The following is a 19,736-nucleotide window of genomic DNA, read 5'->3' as shown; positions in this document are numbered from 1 at the left end:
TAATATGAGAGTACTACAATTGGCAGCTCGCCTGCCCCTGATTTGCCACTACCTTAATTTTATTTAGCTGAATTGATGCCGATCCTATGACCTCTAATTCAAATGGGACTTTTATATTTTTCATATCAGCGCCTATATCAGCAAAACAACTGAGTTTTATAAAGCCCTGCTGCCATCCGTCACCTGCTTTTTCTTGCAGTGTCTTCGTCACGTCCAGGGGTGACTTGCATTGATTTTCGCATCCTAGCTTTATCGAGGCGCGTTGTAAGTTTGCTGACAATACTCGGTAGTCTATCTGTATAGCCATATCACCATTCGACTGACGCTCCAGGTCAACCGGCTCGCCTTCTATTAAAAAGCGGCCTTGACCTAACCAGTTCACAATAATCGAATCTTCCTGGGCGAGATAATCTGCCGACTCAACACTGATGTTGCCGCCCGCACTACTGCTTGTTCCCTGAAGGTATTGACTGCGACCTTTGGCATCGCTCAACACTAATCGCCATGGGGATACCGCTGCACCAGAAAGTAAAAAGTTTGAGATGTGATAGTCGCTTAATGTTGCTGCTTGCGTTTCATTGAGTTGTTCAACGTTCACATTGTCAGTCACAGAAAGTCCATACCCCAAAGCAAACAAGGGGTCATAATCGGCTCCTTCGGCATTCAAGACATCTTGGTCTGCGCTCTTTGGCCACGAAAAACTTAAGCGTCCAACGAAGTCATGCTCAATTTTTTCTTGCTCGTTACGCATTATGACGTCTGCAATGCCGCCGCCTTCGGAACCGGGCAACCAAGCTGCAATAAACGCATCAGACGCATTTATTTCTGGGTTCACCCATAACGGTCGACCAGAAATAAATATAGAAACAGTAGGGATATTTAACGCTTTGAATTTTTTAAGAACTTCTAATCCAGTGTTATCCGTGAAATCTACGTGGGGTCTATCACCTTGAAACTCTGCGTAAGGCTGTTCACCGAAAACCACAATCGCCACATCCGGTCGTACTTCAAATTCACCCTCAGGGTGATAATCGACGGTACCCTGGCTATCTGTTACTGCCTCTTTAATAGCAGCAAGAATGGACTGTCCATTGGGAAAGTCGCTATTGGCGTTACCTGTACCCTGCCAGCTTAACGTCCAGCCCCCGCTAGCTTGGCCAATATTGTCAGCGGCTGTGCCCGCAACAAGAATTCGTTGATTCGGGCTAAGCGGTATCAGTTGCCTGTTGTTTTTTAACAGCACCAGTGATTTTCTAACCGCCTCCCTTGCCACGGCACGATGAGATTCAGACCCCAAAAGCTTATAGTTACCTGCTAGTGGTCTTGATGAGGGTAAACCTGCATCGAACAAACCCGCTCGCAGTTTTACTCTGAGTATTCGAGCCACAGCCTGATCTAAACGGGCTAACGTAATTTCTCCTGACTTTACTTGCTCGAGAGTATTTTGATAGAGCTGCTTCCAGCTATCTGGCGCCATAAACATATCAAGGCCTGCGTTAAACGCATTGGCACAAGAGACATTGGTACAGCCTTCGACTTGACCGTGCCCGTTCCAGTCACCCACTACAAAGCCATCAAACCCCATTTGATCTACCAATACATCAGTCAGCATGGTCTTATGCCCGTGCATTTTTATACCGTGCCAGCTATTAAATGACGCCATTATTACCTGCACGCCGGCTTGTATTGCGGGAGGATAACCAGCGCCGTGGACATCGCGCATTGTTATCTGATCGTCCACGTTGTCGCCTTGGTCTTGACCATTAAGCGTACCGCCATCACCAATAAAGTGTTTAGCGGTTGATATAATATGATGTGAATTTAAAAACTGGTCCGTGTTCACTTTTCCCTGAATACCGGAAACGAGTGGCTCAGCATAGCTTGCAACAATAGCCGGATCTTCAGAAAAGCTTTCGTAGGTTCTTCCCCATCTGCTATTTCGTGCCACAGCCAAGGTTGGTGCGAATGTCCAGTCTAACCCCGTTACTCGCATTTCAGTGGCCGTAACCTTTCCTATTTTTGCCATTAGTAAAGGGTCGTTGGCCGCGCCTAGCCCAATGTTGTGAGGGAAAATAGTTGCACCCACAATATTGTTATGACCGTGTACAGCATCACTTCCCCACAATAGGGGAATGCCGACTCTACCGTCGGATTTATCCGTAGACGCCAGCCAAAATTTATCAGCTAACGCTAACCACTTTTCTGCTGATGCACGATTATTATTCTCGGGTGCAGAATTCCCACCATTTAATACAGCGCCTAAATAATATTCTCGTACTTCGTTGGGGGTAACAGAATTGATGTCAGCTTGAATAATCTGCCCCACCTTTTCTTCCACCGTCATCGCGTTGAGTAACGCAGCGATTTTCTTTTCGTGCTCACGGTTTACCGTTAACGGAGATTGCTGCGAAGGCCACGCCTGTGGCTGTATATTACTGATGTCTTCTTGATAACTTGTTGTGTTCGTCTTTTCCATACCAGAGCAAGAGGAAACCAAAAACACAAAAGCGAATGCAATACTATGATGAACCTTTGACATCTCTTGAAACCATCAAAAATTATTAATGCTGCAATACTGCCAGAAAAAATAAGCGTCACTACGTTACGCAGAAAAAACACAAACGACTTACCACAATTCGTAAACAGAATATTTACATACTGCGATAACATATCGTTGTTCTATCTAAAAACTTTCCATCATACCCTTGGCACTTCCCTTGTATTGAATGGGTTTGTGAGCAGAAAGCAGTTGGAATACAAAAAGGTGCGGTGTCAGCTATCGAGCGTAAATTTGAGTTCGGAAGCGTTGACGCATTACGGGCCTAAATTTGCTTTGTCATCTTTTCATACAGTCAGAACCTAAGGATACACATGCATTTATTCATCATTCATCTAAACATGCATCTTTAACCCGTTGCCAGATAAGTCCTCTGTTACCTTCAATTAATTGGTTTACACGGGTACGACACTTGGAAATAACGCAGACAGAAAGCAAAAAATAACAGATTATGAAAATCATCGAACTTAAATCTGGCTCAATGTGTGTCAGCATAAGTAATTTGGGGGCTCGCATTTTAGGTTGGCAGACATTAGTCAATGGCAGCTATCGGCCGATTGTGCTTCAGTATAATAATGAAGGGGATTATTTATCCGACCGATTTTATCTCGGTTCCATCGTTGGCCCATACGCAAACAGAATAAAGAATGGGCGGGTAAATATTAAGGAAGACAAGGTATTACATCTTAATTGTAATGAAGGGCTTAATCATTTGCACGGAGGAAAAAACGCAATAGATAAGCAGACATGGCAAATCGTTTATTCCTCGCAGAGCGCTGTATTGCTGGAATTAGTTATTCAGGATATGTGGAATGGCTATCCTGGAGCGCTAGAACTTAAAGCTGAATATACGTTAGAAAATCAACAGCTTCGACTTCGCTTAAGTGCACAGTCGGAGAAAGACACAGTAGTGGGCATGTCAGCCCACAGTTACTTCAATCTCAATGGTACCAACAGTCATCGAAATGGTTTAGAGCAGTGGCTTAGCACGTCTGCAACTCACGTAAATACTACCGATATGTACGGACTTCCAAATCGCCCAGCTCAGCCAATAAGGCATACGCAGTATGACTATTCAACTCGTCAATTGTTAGCTCAACAAAAAGGGGCTGAGGTGCTCGACAACAATTTCATTTTTTCAAATCCGCATTCCGAGACAATATTAGAAAGTTTCGATAGGGATTTAAAGTTGTCGGTATCTTCAGACTACCCTGCCATGCAGATCTACACCGGAGGTCATTTACGTGAGCCTTTTTATAAAAACCAGAGCGTTTGTATAGAGCCGCAGTTCGGTCCTGATATGCCTAACTGTAAAACTCATCCGTTAGGATTACTTCCAGCAAATACGCTTCAACAACATACAATTAACTATACAGTTACCACAGCTTGATATCCCACCCGTTATCAACATTATAGAAATAAAGCGGTAAGCGCTGGTGGGATTGCCGATGGTAATACTTAAAGAAGGTATTATCTCAATAAATTTCCTATAGTTTATCAGCAAGCATGTTTTCCAGTTTTTGCTGATCGATAGCGAAGTTACGTATGCCTTCGGCAAGTTTCTCTGTCGCCATTGCGTTTTGATTCATCTGCCAACGAAACGTTGCTTCATCTATTGGTGTAGGGGGAACTTCGTGTTCTTCTTTATCGATAAGCTTGCGAGGCAGCGGATCTGAACAATTGGCTAGTGCCTCTAGAAGCTGTGGACTGATAGTTAATCTGTCACATCCTGCCAGCGCCTGAATCTCACCAATATTTCTAAAGCTTGCTCCCATAACCACGGTTTTATAACCATGGACTTTATAATAATTATAGATTTCGGTGACTGATTTAACACCAGGATCATCTTCAGGTGAGTACTCAGTAACGTTATGATAAGACTTGTACCAGTCTAATATTCTGCCCACAAACGGCGATATCAAATACACGTTTGCTTCGGCACACGCCCTTGCCTGCGCAAAGCTAAACAAGAGAGTAAGGTTACAATGAATGCCTTCTTGCTCTAATTGTTCAGCCGCTTTAATTCCTTCCCACGTCGACGCCATTTTTATAAGAATACGAGATTTATCGACGCCTTCTTCTTCATATAGCCTTATGAGTTGCCTGGCCTTATCAATAGTGGCTAAGGTATCGAAAGACAGTCTAGCATCCACTTCTGTAGAGACTTTTCCAGGCACAGACTCGCTTATTTCTTTGCCAATAAGTACACAGAGCATGTCATTGGCGTACATTATTTGCCGCGCTTTTTTATTGGTTTGTGCCCTTGCCCAGCTCAGGGATTTATCAATTAAGTGTTGATATTGGGGTAAAGAAGCGGCTTTTAAAATTAACGATGGATTGGTAGTGGCGTCATAGGGCTGATATTTTTTAATTGCATCTACATCCCCTGTATCGGCAACTACAGTGGTCATATCCCTCAACGCATCTAATTGGTTTTTCATTTCTTAACTCTGCATTTATTTTCAAAAAGGACGACAAGTCAGTTCGGTAGAACACTACCTATTAATGTAAATCGCAATGACATCGCGGTGATATTACGATTTTGGCTATCGTTGTTGCGAAAAATTGGCTTAAAAACATGGCTCACAATACTCACAGAAAATGAAAATGAGAGCGTGGTAACAAATAAATTACAAAATTAAAGAATTTCATTTCCACATTTCATAATTGCGATAGCCCATAAAAAGAATGACCATTTCAGCCTGGTTATGTTCTGGAATGTAGTTATGTATTTAGGGATAGACTTAGGAACGTCTGGTTTAAAAGCGGCACTTATGGACGATGCAGGTAATATCATAGACTCAAAATCTGCGGCTTTGTCTGTGAGCAGTCCCTACCCTCTTTGGTCTGAGCAAAACCCACTTGATTGGTGGTCAGCAGTAGAGTCGGTTATTGATCAGCTTTCACAGTCTCATATCGTTTCACAGATAAAAGCGATAGGGCTGTCTGGGCAAATGCACGGCGCCACCTTATTAGATGAGGCTGGCAGCGTAATAAGGCCTGCTATTTTGTGGAACGATGGGCGCTGCCAAGCGCAGTGTCTAGAAATTGAACGCACAGTTTCAGACAGTCGGGTGCTGACTGGCAACATTATGATGCCGGGGTTTACTGCCCCCAAACTGCTTTGGGTCAAGAATAACGAACCTGAGCATTTTAATAGAATTCATAAAGTACTTTTACCCAAAGACTATTTGAGATTTCGTCTGTGCGGTACGTTTTTCTCTGACATGTCAGATGCGTCGGGCACCATGTGGATGAACACCAAAGAACGCGCTTGGGATGAGTCTCTCCTAGCCGCATGTGGGCTGTCGAAAAAGCACATGCCAGAATTAGTAGAGGGGCCTCACGTAACAGGTACGTTGCTACCTGAATTAGCCCAAAAGTGGGGCATGAATGAAGTTCCGATTGTGGCGGGCGCGGGAGACAATGCAGCCGGCGCCTTAGGCGTTGGTTTAACTGAGCCTGGTCAAGGCATGATTTCACTGGGGACCTCCGGCGTCTACTTTGTAGTCGCCAACCAATTCAGCAGCTTTCCAGAGAAAGCCGTACACAGCTTTTGTCATGCCTTACCCGACCGCTGGCATTTAATGTCGGTAATGTTAAGTGCCGCCAGCTGCCTTGATTGGTTTGCTAAGTCAGTGGTTGGCAAAGACGTTCCAGCGGTACTTTCGTTGCTAGAAAACGAGGATGGCCCGTCAGAAAATGCACCTTTTTTCCTTCCATATTTAAGCGGCGAGCGTACGCCACATAACGATCCTAATGCATCTGGTGCCTTTGTTGGCCTTACACATCAACACTCTACAAAAGATATGGCTTACGCTGTTTTAGAAGGTGTGTGTTTCGCTATGGCTGATGGTGTAGATGCTGTTCATGCCTCAGGTACCATCGCCAATGATATTTGTTTAATAGGCGGAGGGACTAAAAGCGTCTACTGGCGACAAATGATGGCGGACATATTGAATCTAAAACTTTTTTACAAGAAGGGTGGAGACGTTGGTCCTGCGCTAGGAGCAGCAAGATTAGCCCAATTGGGAACCTGCAAAAACAGTCGAGTACAAGATGTGTGTGGTTCGCCACCTCTGGTCGATACACACCATCCAAATGCACAACATCATCAGATTTATCAGCGAAGACGAAACGTATTCGTTTCCCTTTATCCCGCTATTCAGCAAGCGGTATCGAATTTATCTCAAACGTCAACGGAGCGCTAAAGTATGTCAGCTTATTTTGAAAACATTAAACCCATACAATACGAAGGACCTGAATCAGACAATGATTTAGCTTTTCATTACTATAACCCCGAAGAAGTCATCATGGGAAAAACCATGGCAGAGCACCTGCGCTTTGCAGCATGTTACTGGCATAACTTTTGTTGGGATGGCGCCGATGTGTTTGGTCAAGGCACCTTTGGCAGACCGTGGTTAAAAGACGGCGATCCCATGAAACGCGCAGTTGAAAAAGCTGATGTTGCATTTGACTTCTTCAGTAAATTGAATGTTCCTTACTACTGTTTCCACGACACCGATGTGGCTCCCGGCGGAGACACCATTAATGAATATATCAGCAATTTTTCATCTATGGTTGATGTGCTTGAAGAGAAACAGGCACAAACAGGACTGAAACTTTTATGGGGAACTGCGAACTTATTTAGCCACCCAAGATATTGTGCTGGCGGTGCATCAAACCCGGACCCTGAAGTCTTTACTTTTGGTGCCACACAAGTTTTCCATGCTATGAACGCAACCAAACGATTGGGTGGCGAGAACTATGTACTATGGGGCGGAAGAGAAGGCTATGAAAACCTGCTTAACACCAACCTTAAAAAGGAAGATGAACAGTTAGGTCGATTCTTTACCATGGTCGCCGAGCACAAGCATAAGATTGGTTTTAAAGGTGCGCTACTCATTGAACCTAAGCCTCAGGAGCCCACAAAACACCAGTACGACTACGACTCGGCCACTGTGTATGGCTTCCTAAAACGTTATGGCTTAGAAGACGAATTCAAAGTCAACATAGAGGCTAATCACGCCACGCTTGCTGGTCACTCTTTCCACCATGAAATAGCGACAGCAATAGCGCTGGGCATTTTTGGCAGTATTGATGCTAACCGCGGTGACGCGCAAAACGGCTGGGATACCGATCAGTTTCCAAACGCGGTTGATGAGTTGACGCTGGTCATGTATGAAATTCTAAAGAACGGCGGCTTTACGACTGGCGGACTGAATTTTGACTGTAAACTACGTCGTCAGAGCTGCGACCCAGCAGATTTATTCCACGGTCATATTGGTGGCATGGACCATATGGCATTGGCGTTACGCAAAGCAGCAAAACTCATTGATAGTGACTTTTTAGCACAAGCAAAAGAGGCGAGATACAAAGGCTGGCAAAGCGATTTAGGTGTAGCTATTGATAGCGGTAAACACAGCCTGGAATCACTAGCAGAACATTGTGTATCGAATAACTTAGCGCCCAAAGCGGTGAGTGGTCAACAAGAGCTACTTGAAAATAAATTAAATCGCGCATTGTTCGGTTAATTTTACCGTCAACATGGGCTAGGAGAATTTCTAGCCCGCTTTTTACCCTTAGTCTTCGCAATCGATTTTACCATCTACATCACTTCATTATCTTTTTGGAACAATTATGAAACTCTCTAATCCTATGGCTAATGCTGTACGTGCTTTATGTATGGATGCGATAGAAAAAGCCCAGTCTGGTCACCCTGGGGCGCCTCTGGGAATGGCAGACATTGCCTATACCCTTTGGACAAAGCATCTAAAACACAATCCATCAAACCCCGGTTGGTTCAATCGCGATAGGTTCGTTTTGTCAAACGGGCATGGTTCTATGTTGCTTTATGCGCTTTTGCATCTAACTGGCTATGACCTTCCTATAGACGAACTGAAACGATTTCGTCAGCTGCACTCTAAAACGCCAGGGCATCCCGAATACAGCTATACACCAGGGGTAGAAACGACCACGGGGCCGCTAGGTCAAGGACTCGCGAATGCTGTGGGGATGGCTATTGCTGAAAAAGTGCTGGCCGCACAGTTTAATAAACCTGAGTTTTCTGTTGTTGATCATTATACCTATTGTTTTGCTGGCGACGGCTGCTTGATGGAAGGTATTTCCCATGAGGCCTGTTCTTTGGCCGGCACACTAGGCCTAGAAAAGCTCATCGTATTTTGGGACGACAACGGTATTTCAATAGACGGCGAGGTGAGAGGCTGGTTCACCGACGATACACAAGCCAGATTCCAAGCTTATGGTTGGCAAGTTATCGCCAACGTTGACGGTCATGACAATGACGCCATTGATAACGCCATTTTAGAAGCGAAAAAGTCCACCGGCAAACCCACTTTAATTTGCTGTAAAACAGTCATTGGTGCGGGGTCGCCCAACAAAGCTGGTAAAAACAGCAGTCATGGTTCACCGCTTGGAGAGAGTGAGATTCAGGCAACCAGAAAAGCGCTTAACTGGCATCATGAGCCCTTTAACATTCCCAGCGATATTCGCCAGCAGTGGGATGCGCGAGAAACTGGCGAGGCGTTGGAAAGTGAGTGGAACACGCTATTCAAAAAATTTAATGACGCTCACCCTGAACTTGCGAGCGAGTTTTCGCGACGCATTGAAGGCCAATTACCGGAAGACTTCTCACAAAAAGCCGATAGCTTTATTCACTCTGCGCAAGCCGCTATGCAACCTATAGCAACGCGTAAAGCGTCTCAAAATGCCATTGAATTTTATGCAGGTCTTTTACCTGAAATAATAGGCGGCTCTGCAGACTTATCGGGTTCAAATTTGACCATGTGGAATTCATCTCAACCCATAACCGCAGAAAATGCCTCAGGAAACTATCTGTTTTACGGGGTTCGAGAGTTTGGAATGACGGCTATAGCCAACGGCATTAGTATTCACAGCGGTTTTAAACCTTTTAGTGCTACCTTCCTGATTTTCATGGAGTATGCCCGAAATGCCGTACGTATGTCTGCATTGATGGGGATCCCCAATATTTTTGTCTACACCCACGACTCAATTGGTCAAGGCGAAGATGGTCCTACTCATCAACCCATTGAGCAGCTTGCAACACTGCGTATGACCCCTAACTTGGATACATGGCGTCCCTGCGATGCAGCCGAGACAGCGGTAGCATGGAAAATGGCACTTATGCGCTCAAGCGGGCCCTTCGGCTTTAGTTTTCAGTAGGCAAAGTGTCAAACCACACATCAGAAATGAGGAACAGCTATCTACCATTTCTAAGGGCGGCTATACCCTAAAGGCCGCGAATGGCGAGCCTGATATTATCCTCATTGCTACTGGGTCAGAAGTGTCTCTTGCTATCGAAGCGGCTGAGCAGCTATCCAACAAGCACGGAGTTAAAGCAAGTGTCGTTTCTTTGCCCAGCCCCGATGTGTTTTTGCGTCAAGAATCCACTTATCAAGAGCAGGTATTACCCAGTCACGTAACATGCAGACTAGCCATAGAAGCAGCACACGTTGACTATTGGCATAAATTTGTGGGCCCTGCGGGAGAAATTCTTGGCCTTGATAGCTTTGGGGAGTCGGCACCAGGTGATGTACTGTTTTCACACTTTGGCTTTACCGTCGAGAATGTGATTGCTAGAGCCGAAAAGGCCCTCGCAAAACATGCGGCTCAATAAGGCTGTTCAAATGGTTGACCACATTTTAATGAACGTAACTAACGTTGAATGCGATATCTAGAGGGCAAAAAATGAAACAACGAAAACTTGGCGACTCTTCTATTCTAGCAAGCGAAGTGGGTCTTGGGTGTTGGCAATTGGGTGGAGACTTTGGTCCAATTACTATCACTGATGCTATTCATATCATAGAAACAGCGCTAGAAAGCGGTGTTACTTTTTTTGATACTGCTGATGTTTATGGCGCTGGGCAAAGCGAGTCTATTCTTGGCGACAGGCTAGAACAAACAAAAAAAGACGTAAAAGTAGCCACCAAATACGGCCGTGGCGAAGGCACTTATCCAAATGGCTACACGTTACAGGATATGCGCGACGCTGTTCGCCGGTCATGCGATCGGCTGCGCCGAGATAAAATAGATCTGCTTCAGCTTCACTGCATTCCCCCTTCTGTTTTAGAAAAAGGTCACGTTTTTGATTTTTTAAGGCAGCTTCAACAAGACGGCCTTATCGACTATTTTGGCGCCAGTGTCGAAACTATGGATGAAGCCATGACGTGTTTAGCACACCCCGACCTGACTTCTTTGCAAATTATTTTTAACTTATTTAGGCAAGCCCCTAAAGATACATTGTTTAAAGTAGCTAAGGAAAACCAAGTGGGTATCATTGCGCGACTCCCGCTTGCCAGTGGTTTACTAAGTGGTAAATTTAACGCATCAACGTCATTCGCTGAATCCGACCATAGAAATTACAACAAAGATGGCGAAGCCTTCAGTGTTGGGGAAACCTTTTCTGGCATAGATTTTAGTGAAGGCCTTAAATTGGTGGACGCATTAGAACAGAACAAGCCATCTGAATTAGCAATGGCAAATTTTGCAATGCGCTGGATTTTAGACCACGACGCGGTAACCACTATTATTCCAGGAGCCAGTTCTGCACAGCAGGTTTTACAGAATGTAAACGCTTCTGCTATCGCTCCTCTTTCAGAGGAAAGTCATAAGCGCCTCTATGAACTATATCAATCTGAAATAGCGCGTTTAATTAGGTGCCCAATTTAATATAAAATCCCTGTAAATTAGGGGGGCTTAGGTTAATTACAAACCCCTGTTTTCACAGGGGGTTGTTTTTCTTGTGGCCGATGGCTACGTCATTTTTTTAAGGAAACGTCACTAGCACGTTATTAAGCAGTACCGTGTCTGCGCTTGCTCCTGAAAATGATCCATTAATTTGCAATGCTACCCTTTCAATGTTCACGATATCGCCACTGCCATTGTCAATTGGAGTAAATGTAAAGGTATTTTCACCTGCCACTACATTTTGTATGTTCCCATACAATCGTGTGTAATTGGGCGCACCGGTTTGAACATAGCCCTGGACGGTTAATCCATTATTGGCCTGCTCTTCGGTCACCGTCACTGTATATCTTATATTTGCACCTGCATAATCGCTGGGGGCAAATTGAACAATGTAATTATGCGAAGTACTTGTTCCGTCGGGCAGTAACTCAGCCGATTCACTCGCCGCGTTATGCACCACATTTGCACTTGTACCAAATTCGCCTTGCCAGCCTTCAACACTTGCTACAAAGTCATATTCAACCAAGTTGCTCACTGGGACTGTTACAGGAATAGTAACAGTCACATTATTTAACAATACGCTTTCATCTAAGGCATCACTTAGTGGTCCGTTGAGCTGAAAACCTATCCGTTCAATAATTTCAATGTCACCGTTACCATTATCCACAGGATTTATTCTGAATGTATTCTCGCCCGCCACGGGCGCAAACGCTTCGCCATAAATACGCGTATAGCTTGGCGCGCCGGTTTGGACAAAGCCTTGAAGCGTTAGACCTGCATCGACAAGCGCCTGAGGTACGGTCACGGTATAGTCAACGGTTGCATCGGTTAGGTCAGTCAACGCTACCTCGCGAATATACACCTGCTCATTCGCGTTATCGATCCAGTCTGGGATCATCACAGCCGCTTGTGCCGCCTCATCATAGCCCACTGACGCTGTAGTGCCATAATCGCCACGCCAGCCTTGTACATCATTCAGAAAATCGTATTCAATCACAACTGGCTCTAAGTCGTCACCGGGAATGAAAATTTGCAGATCCAATACCAAGCTAGTGTAACCGTCCTGTTCGACCTGTACATAAAGGTTTAGCAGCGCTGAACGTAAACTATCAGTCGTGGTAATTTCGCCCGTTTCACTGTCAATAGCAAATGTCCCCTCGCCAGAGCCACCTAGTATAGACCACGTTACGGTATCATCTGCCGAGTTAACGACACCGTCAAATGTTTTAGACTCTAGTACGACTACCGATGTGCCTATTGGCGCATCTGCGCTAACCTCCAGCAACCCAGGGTTGGTAATAGTAGGAGAGAGGCCTCGCATATAGCTGCGCAACCATTTTAGAGCGGGTTTTTCAGAGCCGTTTTCTAGTGCCAATATTGCACCTTGATTTTCGCGCCAGTGTCCCGGTAAATATCCCCACATTGTTACCCCTTTAACCGCAGGATGTTCCCAAAACAGTGGGAATATTCTTTGATAATCCAATAATTGAATTAGATCGGTTTGGCCATCAATATCAAGCTCAGTAACGTAAACATCTAATCCTGTTTCTGACGCGATTCTATTGAGGTTTTCTAACATAACTTCGTTAGGTCCAGTCGTAGAAAAAGCATGACCTTGGAAGCCAAAATCATCAATCAGCCCACGTGCTTTAAGTAAGTTCGCCAATTCAATCGCCAAGTCAGTGCGAGAGGTAGAATTGATCACGTTGTACTCATTAAACATCAAGCGCGTCGATGAAGGGAAAATATTCCGTGCCATTTGAAATGCGTTGATGATCCAGTCAAAGTTAGCGGCCTTATCAGTGGCTTCTGGCGTTGATAAACCATCGCTTTCAAATTGGCTAATTAATTCCAAAGTTGTCTGCGGGTTAAATAAACGCAACGCGTCAATATAGCCTGGGCCATCATTGGCTAGATTTGGGGGATCATTATCAAATTCATTCACCACTTCAATAAAGTCGATAGCTTCATATCTTTCGTTTACGGCATTAAACCATTCCAGAATCTCTTCAAGCTGCTCCTCAGCTGGTAAGGCTGTGATCCACTCAGGTTGTTGATTTCCCCACACAAGTACATGATGCTTATAAGGGAAGTTATTCGCTTTGGCGAGCGCGTAGGCTTCATCAAGTTCAGCCCAGTTCATTACATCTCTGGTACTTTCCACTGACCCCCACTTACCAGCATTCTCGGGCGTGACCTGATTCCAGTAAGCCTCGAAGTTGGGTCGCTGCCGTCCACAGCAAACGCCCCCCAGGAATTTCTCTTGTCCAGTTGCAAGCGGCGGCCCAACGGGAACGAAAGGCGGTGGCGGTTCAACAAGGTTACCGGCAAGGCCGTTTTCCAACGCTTCTATAGTGAACAGCACGCTTTCGTTGGCAAATGCGAACTTATCAATATCTAATCCATCCTCGCGACCAGCAAATCGAAACACCTGATCTAAGCTATTTTCAGGCACCGTATAGGTTGGCCCAGCTATCCGAGTCCATTTCCACACATTACTAGCCGCTGAACCACCCGCGATAACTAAACTGTCAGCTTCATAGCCTGGCTCTCCAGGCACAACAAAACCTGAAATACTATTAATCGTTTCCCAGCCGTTATTCCTACCAAATTCGGTAGGGATAAAGAAGCTGTCGTCTTCAGCTGTATTTGGACCAACGCGCACACGCGCGTAAAGTGCATATGTGCCAGCTTTAGGAAACGCGATTTCAAGTTCGATAATACGCGTATCATCGGTAGGCGCGTCTGTATCTGTTTGGTTAACTGTTACAAAACTCGGGTCGCCTTGAATAACATTAAAGGCGTTGCCTTTGAAAAGCAGCGAGCTGGCACCTCCGCCCTCTGCCTCGGCATAGATAGCAACGTTGGGGTTTTTCTGTTGAAGAACGGCATCAAAGGCGAGCCTCGCGCGTCTCAGTTCAAATGTCGTTTTAACCGACATACTTTGACCAGCCGGTAATGATGCTTCGCTAACTACAAAATATGGCGAACCACTTTCGCTCACACCATCTTCGTCCACCACCTCAAGAGTCGCGTTATTAACAAGCACTCTCAAAGGCCCTACAATGTCGTCAGCACTATTATTCTGTATTTCTACATTAACAACATAGACCCTGTTCGTTCGGTCAAATAAAGGTCGAGATTTGCTAATTGAGATCTCTTCTACATCAGTCCAGTTAGCAAAAACGGGTGTAGCGAGGCAAAATAAAGGCGTAATTAGAATAAGTTTCAGTAAAAAATTGGTCATCGTACTAGCTCCTCTGCCCACTTAACTGTTTTTCACGCGAAACACGTGCGCCAAAAGCCGCCGCTAAACCCACAATCATAAGAATGGCTCCACTGGGCTCAGGAACCGAGACGCTGTTTTCGGTAATGGAAACGTTATTCACACGCAGTGTAGAACCACCTAAGTCGGTGAAGCCATCATCATCAGCACCTAATAGGAGCTGAAAGTCTAGCGACAAGTTTGGGAGTGAAGTAAGCGAAGCATCAAGCAGAAATGAAAGTGTGTAGCTGGCTAGGCCGTTAATATCGGCTTCAAAAAGACGCTGGTTTGGTCCTGTATTATCGTAAGTATCTACGCCATCATAAAAGCTGATAATAAAATAATCGGCAACAAAGTTATTGTCGGTATCGGTAAGTTCACTATTAACCTCAATATCCATGCTCAGAGTAAGTGGGCCACCTCCCGCTGAGCTGAAATCTAGAAACTGAAACAATGTATTTCCAAAAAAGGCTTCTGTATCAGTGTAATCAACGTTAATGACTGCTTCACAGCTTGGCGCAGTCCCATTTATGGAAAAGTCATTTCCCAACGAATAATTACCAGCACCATCTGTGTCTCGTTCCCATCCTGAAAAATCACACGTTGAGAAATCGCCGTTTTCAAGAATTACTGCGTTCGCAGGGGGCAGGCAAAGCATTAAAAAACTTAATAAAATACTTCGATAAACCAACATAGCTATATTCCTATTTTATTTATTTGGGGGAGCACTGCGTCACTACTAAAAAACGAAATTTACCTCAGTAATAACGTAATGAGGCCAAACGTGGCGTTTGGTTATAGTGAAGAATAGAGAATTTCTGGTAACATTTTCATAACAAAAAACGGTATTGCGTTTACATTTTTTGGTTTTTTATTAACCAGACTGGGGGCCGATGATAACTGGGGCAACATTCGACTATTGCCGACACTAGATGAGTGCAGTAAAGGGCAACACGACGACCGCGCTGCCGCTATTTTTTTACTGTCTTTTGTTGAACTATATTGGTTTAACTTAACTTATCTTCTATTTTATTCAACGCGCACATCGCCGTAGGGCGAGAGCGTAATAATTTTCCCATCTTCGTCATAGTCTATAGGCGCCACCTTAACTGAACGTAAATGAGTAACCCCCCCAGAGAGCGTACAATCGTGGTAAAACAAATAGTGTTTACCTTCAAACTCACAAATTGAATGGTGTGTTGTCCAGCCAACCACGGGTTCAAGGATCCGTCCAGCATAAACGAATGGACCATAAGGACTATCGCTAATTGCATAGCAAAGATAGTGGGTATTGCCGGTCGAATAGGAAAAGTAATACTTTCCATTGTATTTGTGCATCCACGATGCTTCAAAAAAGCGACGTTCATGATCACCCGCAAGTATAGGCTTGCCATGCTCGTCGACAATCAGAACCTCTTTGGGCGTTTCAGCAAATTCCAGCATGTCGTCGCTCATTTTGGCCACTATAGGGCCGAGTGCGGGCTCGTCATCTTTAGGTTCTGCCAAAGAGGCGTTGTAGTTGTTGTCTCTATAGTGTTGCAGCTGGCCACCCCAAATACCGCCGAAATACATGTAGTGGGTTCCGTCGTCGTCTTCAAACACGGCAGGGTCAATGGAATAACTACCCTTGATTGGTTCAGGTTCGGCCGTAAATGGACCATGCGGAGTATCACTGACAGCGACACCAATTTGGAAGATGCCGTCGTTTCTTTTCGCAGGAAAATAAAGAAAGTATTTTCCATTTTTAGTCGCAGCGTCGGGTGCCCACATTTGGCGCTCTGCCCACTGCACGTTATCTACGTGTAACGCCACGCCATGATCTTGTGCGGGTGATGTTGGCGAGTCCATCGAAAGCACATGATAGTCGCACATAGCAAAGTGATCGCCGTTGTCGTTAAAGGGTATTCCCGCTTCAATATCATGAGAGGGATAAATGTAGATTCTCCCCTCAAAGACATGAGCCGAAGGGTCTGCGGTATATATGTGCTCTACAAGAGGCTTTGATATCGCTGACTCTTTATATGTTTCGATCTCATTCTCGTATTGTTTCTCTGGCATTAAATACTCCTTAAAGCTCTACCTTAACAGCCCGTCTTACCATCAATTCGTTTTCTATTTCAGTCTCTTTTCTCTTATCGATGCTATATAAGAACAACACAGCAGCAACACATAATAAAAAGGGGATAGCGGCATAGATACTGACCGATAGTTTGATTCCCTCGACAGCAGTGACCGACTGCGATGACAACTCTGCGTCATATCCGTAGGTCGCTAAAATTCCCGCGACCAACGCGCCTCCTATACTGAGGCCAGACTTCAGCCCGAATATCATTGCTGAAAATATGATTGCGGTTGCTCTACGATTATTTTTCCACTCGGAATAGTCAGCAACATCCGCGACCATCGCCCACAGTAAGGGAATCGTAATACCATAAAAAAAGCCATGCAGAATTTGACTTAAAAACACCCAGCCTATTTCTGTGGGCGGTATGATGTAGAAAGCTAATATAAAAAGCGTCGATATAAAGAGTGCGTAGCCAAATACATCTCTCTTACCGAACCTATCGGCTAAAGGTTTGCAGAACCCGATCCCGACGATCATGAAAATAATGCCGCCTGCGTTAAATAGACTAAATCCAGATGTAGCCGCATCCTCGGGCCAGCGAAACTCAGTCAGACCCGCGTTCACAAGCATTCTATTGAGGGCTTCTATAGACGCATTGAATTGAATATCATTGAGAAATGCCCGAATGTGAGCAGCACTTAGATAATTTTCAAAATAATAGATATACATACCGCCTTTTAAGGCGAGCGTGATAAAAACCAAAATGGTGACGCAAAGAATAATTAACCAAGGCCGGTTGCCCATTAAATCTGTAATATCTTCTTTGATACTCGAGGTCATTTCTGGTGCTGGAACCACCCGTTCTTTCGTTGTTATGAAAGTAATCAAAAAGAACACAATACCTACTACAGAAAATATCATCATGGTGTTTTGGAAGCCTGTGGCTTTATCACCGTCACCTAATATCAACACAAGCGGTAGAAGCAATACCTGAATAATAAACTGGGCAACCATTACAGCGACGAAACGGTAGGCCGAAAGGCTGTTTCGATCTTTCATGTTGCCAGTAAGCACACCGCTTAGCGCTGAATATGGAAGGTTATTGGCAGAATAAATTACAACCAACAATACGTATGTTGAGAAAGCGTATATTAACTTTCCTTCGTCACTTAACGCTGGTGTGCTAAAGGCAAGCAAAGAAATAACCCCGAGAGGAACCGAAGTCCATAGTATCCATGGCCTGAACTTGCCCCAGCGTGTATGTGTACGGTCTGCTATTACGCCCATTACAGGGTTAAAAAAGGCACCTATCATGCCACCAACGAAAATTATTGTTGCAGCTGATGCCGGAGGGATTTTGTAAACATCAGTGTAAAAAAAAGCCAGAAAGGTCATCAATGTTTGAAATATAAGATTCGCACCGAGATCGCCGAGGCTATAACCTATTTTTTCTGTGATAGATATGGAGTTGGTTTGTGCATTCATTTACTGCGTCTACTTACATGTGGAAAAGAAAAGGGAATAAGCGTAATAAAAATTTGTTATCATCATGTTGCAACTAGTCGTTACTATTAACAATTATGTTTTTTAAGATACTAGTTCTCGTTTTGCATTTTTAAAGAAACCACTGTTTTTAACCACGCTTGAATTTTGTTTAAATTCAGAGTATCAAGTAATACCACATCAGATCGATTAATAGGTTCAGGTCCGCGTATGTACGAGTCAAAACACAGCATTTCGCTGCTTTTTAATGCTAATAATGTGTATGATCGACAAATTTTAGAGGGCATTGGACACTACCTGCATACCACTAAAGTCGATTGGGATGTTTTTCTAGAAGAGGACTTTAGGTTTCATGGTAATGATGTTGTTGATTGGCGCTGTGATGGATTGATTGCCAACTATGATGACTTAGAAATTAAGAAGATTGTAGACAACATATCTGCGCCGGTTATCGGCGTAGGTTGCTCTTACTCTGATTTAGAACAATACCCTAATATTCCCTATGTGGCATCAGACAATTTCGCACTGGTGGAATCTGCGTTTAAACATCTAAAAGAGAAAGGCTTAAAACGTTTTGCCATGTACAGCGTACCCCTCGATGAGCATCATCGGTGGGTTATCGAGCGTGAGCGCGCACTCGCGAAGCTGGCGAGTAAAGAAGAATACAGCTACCAAATTTATAAGGGCCATGCCACTAATCGTAAAACATGGCATTACACGTTCAAACAATTAAGCGATTGGATAGAAAATCTGCCTAAGCCTATCGGTATCATTGCGGTAAACGATGCCAGAGCGCGGCATCTACTCCAAGCATGCGATCATTTGGGGGTGGAAGTTCCTGAAAGAGTTTCAATCATTGGCATCGATAACGATGACTTAGCAAGAAATTTAAGTCGAATTAGTTTGAGTTCAGTGACACAAGGCTGTTTCGAAATGGGATACAAAGCCGCGAAACTTCTGCACAGACGGTTAGAAGGAAAAAAGGTGCCTGAAAGCCAGGTGCTAGTGGGCCCGGTAGGCGTGGAAGCTCGCCAGTCGACAGAGTTTAAAGCATTGTCTGACCCTTATGTTATTCAAGCTGTTCACTTTATACGACAGTTCGCTACCAAAGGTATAAAGGTTGATCAGGTAACAGACTTCGTAGGTATTTCCAGGTCTAATCTCGAAAACCGTTTCCAACAGGAACATGGCTATAGTGTCCATACGGCCATTCACAACGAGAAGCTCGTCCGCGCATGTAAGCTACTTGCCGATTCAGAGATGCCAATAAACGACATTGCCGAAAAATGTGGCTATCCCTCACTTCAATATATGTATTCTGTTTTTAACAAGCACTTCAATTCGACGCCATCAGCGTATAGAAACGAGAATCAAAAGAATAAGGATAGAACAGTAGCCAGTTATTAGGTTGCTTCAACAACACGTCTTTCCATGTGGCTAGAAAGAGTAGCTTCGGGAGACTCTCTAGTAAATACAAATCGACTTCAACGAGTCCCATCAATTGGCCGAAAAGTGTAAGTAGAACAATAAAACCCGCATCCTGTTAAAATTTAGTTAATGGGTTGATAAATTACATAAAGGTTTTTTGCTTGTTCCGAGCGCTATTATGAGGCGTTAAA

The 19,736-nt window shown here is 44.4% G+C and carries 11 protein-coding genes and 1 pseudogene; 6 read left to right on the top strand and 6 right to left on the bottom strand.

The window, feature by feature from the left end; all coding sequences use genetic code 11:
* Positions 1-13: 13 nt before the first annotated feature.
* Positions 14-2,539, bottom strand: coding sequence for a glycoside hydrolase family 3 protein (locus ACX5J7_RS03090; RefSeq protein WP_498706074.1), 2,526 nt, complete (start codon positions 2,537-2,539; stop codon positions 14-16).
* 469 nt (positions 2,540-3,008) lie between these two features.
* Here ACX5J7_RS03090 and ACX5J7_RS03085 point away from each other — a divergent pair, with 469 nt between their 5' ends.
* Positions 3,009-3,947, top strand: a complete 939-nt coding sequence (locus ACX5J7_RS03085; RefSeq protein WP_498706073.1) for an aldose epimerase family protein — start codon at positions 3,009-3,011, stop codon at positions 3,945-3,947.
* A 97-nt stretch (positions 3,948-4,044) separates the two neighbouring features.
* Here the strand turns inward: ACX5J7_RS03085 and tal are convergent, their stop codons facing one another.
* Positions 4,045-4,998, bottom strand: a complete 954-nt coding sequence (gene tal / locus ACX5J7_RS03080) for a transaldolase (protein WP_273001270.1) — start codon at positions 4,996-4,998, stop codon at positions 4,045-4,047.
* A 285-nt stretch (positions 4,999-5,283) separates the two neighbouring features.
* Between tal and xylB the strand changes: the two genes are divergently transcribed.
* The 4 genes and pseudogenes from xylB to ACX5J7_RS03060 all read left to right on the top strand — a co-directional run bounded on the left by xylB (position 5,284) and on the right by ACX5J7_RS03060 (position 11,266).
* On the top strand, positions 5,284-6,768 hold the full coding sequence (gene xylB / locus ACX5J7_RS03075; protein WP_020746871.1) for a xylulokinase: 1,485 nt from the start codon (positions 5,284-5,286) through the stop codon (positions 6,766-6,768).
* Between the two features lie 3 nt (positions 6,769-6,771).
* On the top strand, positions 6,772-8,091 hold the full coding sequence (gene xylA / locus ACX5J7_RS03070) for a xylose isomerase (protein WP_015068489.1): 1,320 nt from the start codon (positions 6,772-6,774) through the stop codon (positions 8,089-8,091).
* Positions 8,092-8,197: 106 nt separating this feature from the next.
* Positions 8,198-10,214: pseudogene (gene tkt / locus ACX5J7_RS03065) on the top strand (transketolase).
* A 71-nt stretch (positions 10,215-10,285) separates the two neighbouring features.
* Positions 10,286-11,266, top strand: a complete 981-nt coding sequence (locus ACX5J7_RS03060; RefSeq protein WP_498706071.1) for an aldo/keto reductase — start codon at positions 10,286-10,288, stop codon at positions 11,264-11,266.
* A 97-nt stretch (positions 11,267-11,363) separates the two neighbouring features.
* Here ACX5J7_RS03060 and ACX5J7_RS03055 read toward each other — a convergent pair whose 3' ends face one another.
* The 4 genes from ACX5J7_RS03055 to ACX5J7_RS03040 all read right to left on the bottom strand — a co-directional run bounded on the left by ACX5J7_RS03055 (position 11,364) and on the right by ACX5J7_RS03040 (position 18,099).
* The gene (locus ACX5J7_RS03055; protein WP_015068486.1) at positions 11,364-14,531 is read right to left on the bottom strand and encodes an endo-1,4-beta-xylanase; all 3,168 of its coding nucleotides are present in this window, start codon (positions 14,529-14,531) and stop codon (positions 11,364-11,366) included.
* Positions 14,532-14,535: 4 nt separating this feature from the next.
* Positions 14,536-15,243 carry a hypothetical protein gene (locus ACX5J7_RS03050; RefSeq protein WP_498706069.1) on the bottom strand — a complete coding sequence of 236 codons (708 nt, stop codon included), beginning with the start codon at positions 15,241-15,243 and terminating at the stop codon, positions 14,536-14,538.
* Between the two features lie 335 nt (positions 15,244-15,578).
* Positions 15,579-16,607, bottom strand: coding sequence for a glycoside hydrolase family 43 protein (locus tag ACX5J7_RS03045; protein WP_015068484.1), 1,029 nt, complete (start codon positions 16,605-16,607; stop codon positions 15,579-15,581).
* A 10-nt stretch (positions 16,608-16,617) separates the two neighbouring features.
* Positions 16,618-18,099, bottom strand: coding sequence for an MFS transporter (locus ACX5J7_RS03040; protein WP_020746866.1), 1,482 nt, complete (start codon positions 18,097-18,099; stop codon positions 16,618-16,620).
* A 228-nt stretch (positions 18,100-18,327) separates the two neighbouring features.
* Here ACX5J7_RS03040 and ACX5J7_RS03035 point away from each other — a divergent pair, with 228 nt between their 5' ends.
* A complete protein-coding gene (locus ACX5J7_RS03035) occupies positions 18,328-19,524 on the top strand; it encodes a XylR family transcriptional regulator (RefSeq protein WP_278384687.1) in 1,197 nt (398 codons plus the stop codon).
* Positions 19,525-19,736 lie beyond the last annotated feature (212 nt).

The organism is Alteromonas infernus (assembly GCF_902705815.1).
The sequence above is the reverse complement of the archived record's forward strand: the minus strand, read 5'-3'. Positions and strand labels throughout refer to the sequence as shown.

Coding starts and splice junctions, on each gene's coding strand:
- ACX5J7_RS03090 (WP_498706074.1), bottom strand. CDS start 2,539: ATGTCAAAGGTTCATCATAGTATTGCATTCGCTTTTGTGTTTTTGGTT.
- ACX5J7_RS03085 (WP_498706073.1), top strand. CDS start 3,009: ATGAAAATCATCGAACTTAAATCTGGCTCAATGTGTGTCAGCATAAGT.
- tal (WP_273001270.1), bottom strand. CDS start 4,998: ATGAAAAACCAATTAGATGCGTTGAGGGATATGACCACTGTAGTTGCC.
- xylB (WP_020746871.1), top strand. CDS start 5,284: ATGTATTTAGGGATAGACTTAGGAACGTCTGGTTTAAAAGCGGCACTT.
- xylA (WP_015068489.1), top strand. CDS start 6,772: ATGTCAGCTTATTTTGAAAACATTAAACCCATACAATACGAAGGACCT.
- ACX5J7_RS03060 (WP_498706071.1), top strand. CDS start 10,286: ATGAAACAACGAAAACTTGGCGACTCTTCTATTCTAGCAAGCGAAGTG.
- ACX5J7_RS03055 (WP_015068486.1), bottom strand. CDS start 14,531: ATGACCAATTTTTTACTGAAACTTATTCTAATTACGCCTTTATTTTGC.
- ACX5J7_RS03050 (WP_498706069.1), bottom strand. CDS start 15,243: ATGTTGGTTTATCGAAGTATTTTATTAAGTTTTTTAATGCTTTGCCTG.
- ACX5J7_RS03045 (WP_015068484.1), bottom strand. CDS start 16,607: ATGCCAGAGAAACAATACGAGAATGAGATCGAAACATATAAAGAGTCA.
- ACX5J7_RS03040 (WP_020746866.1), bottom strand. CDS start 18,099: ATGAATGCACAAACCAACTCCATATCTATCACAGAAAAAATAGGTTAT.
- ACX5J7_RS03035 (WP_278384687.1), top strand. CDS start 18,328: ATGTACGAGTCAAAACACAGCATTTCGCTGCTTTTTAATGCTAATAAT.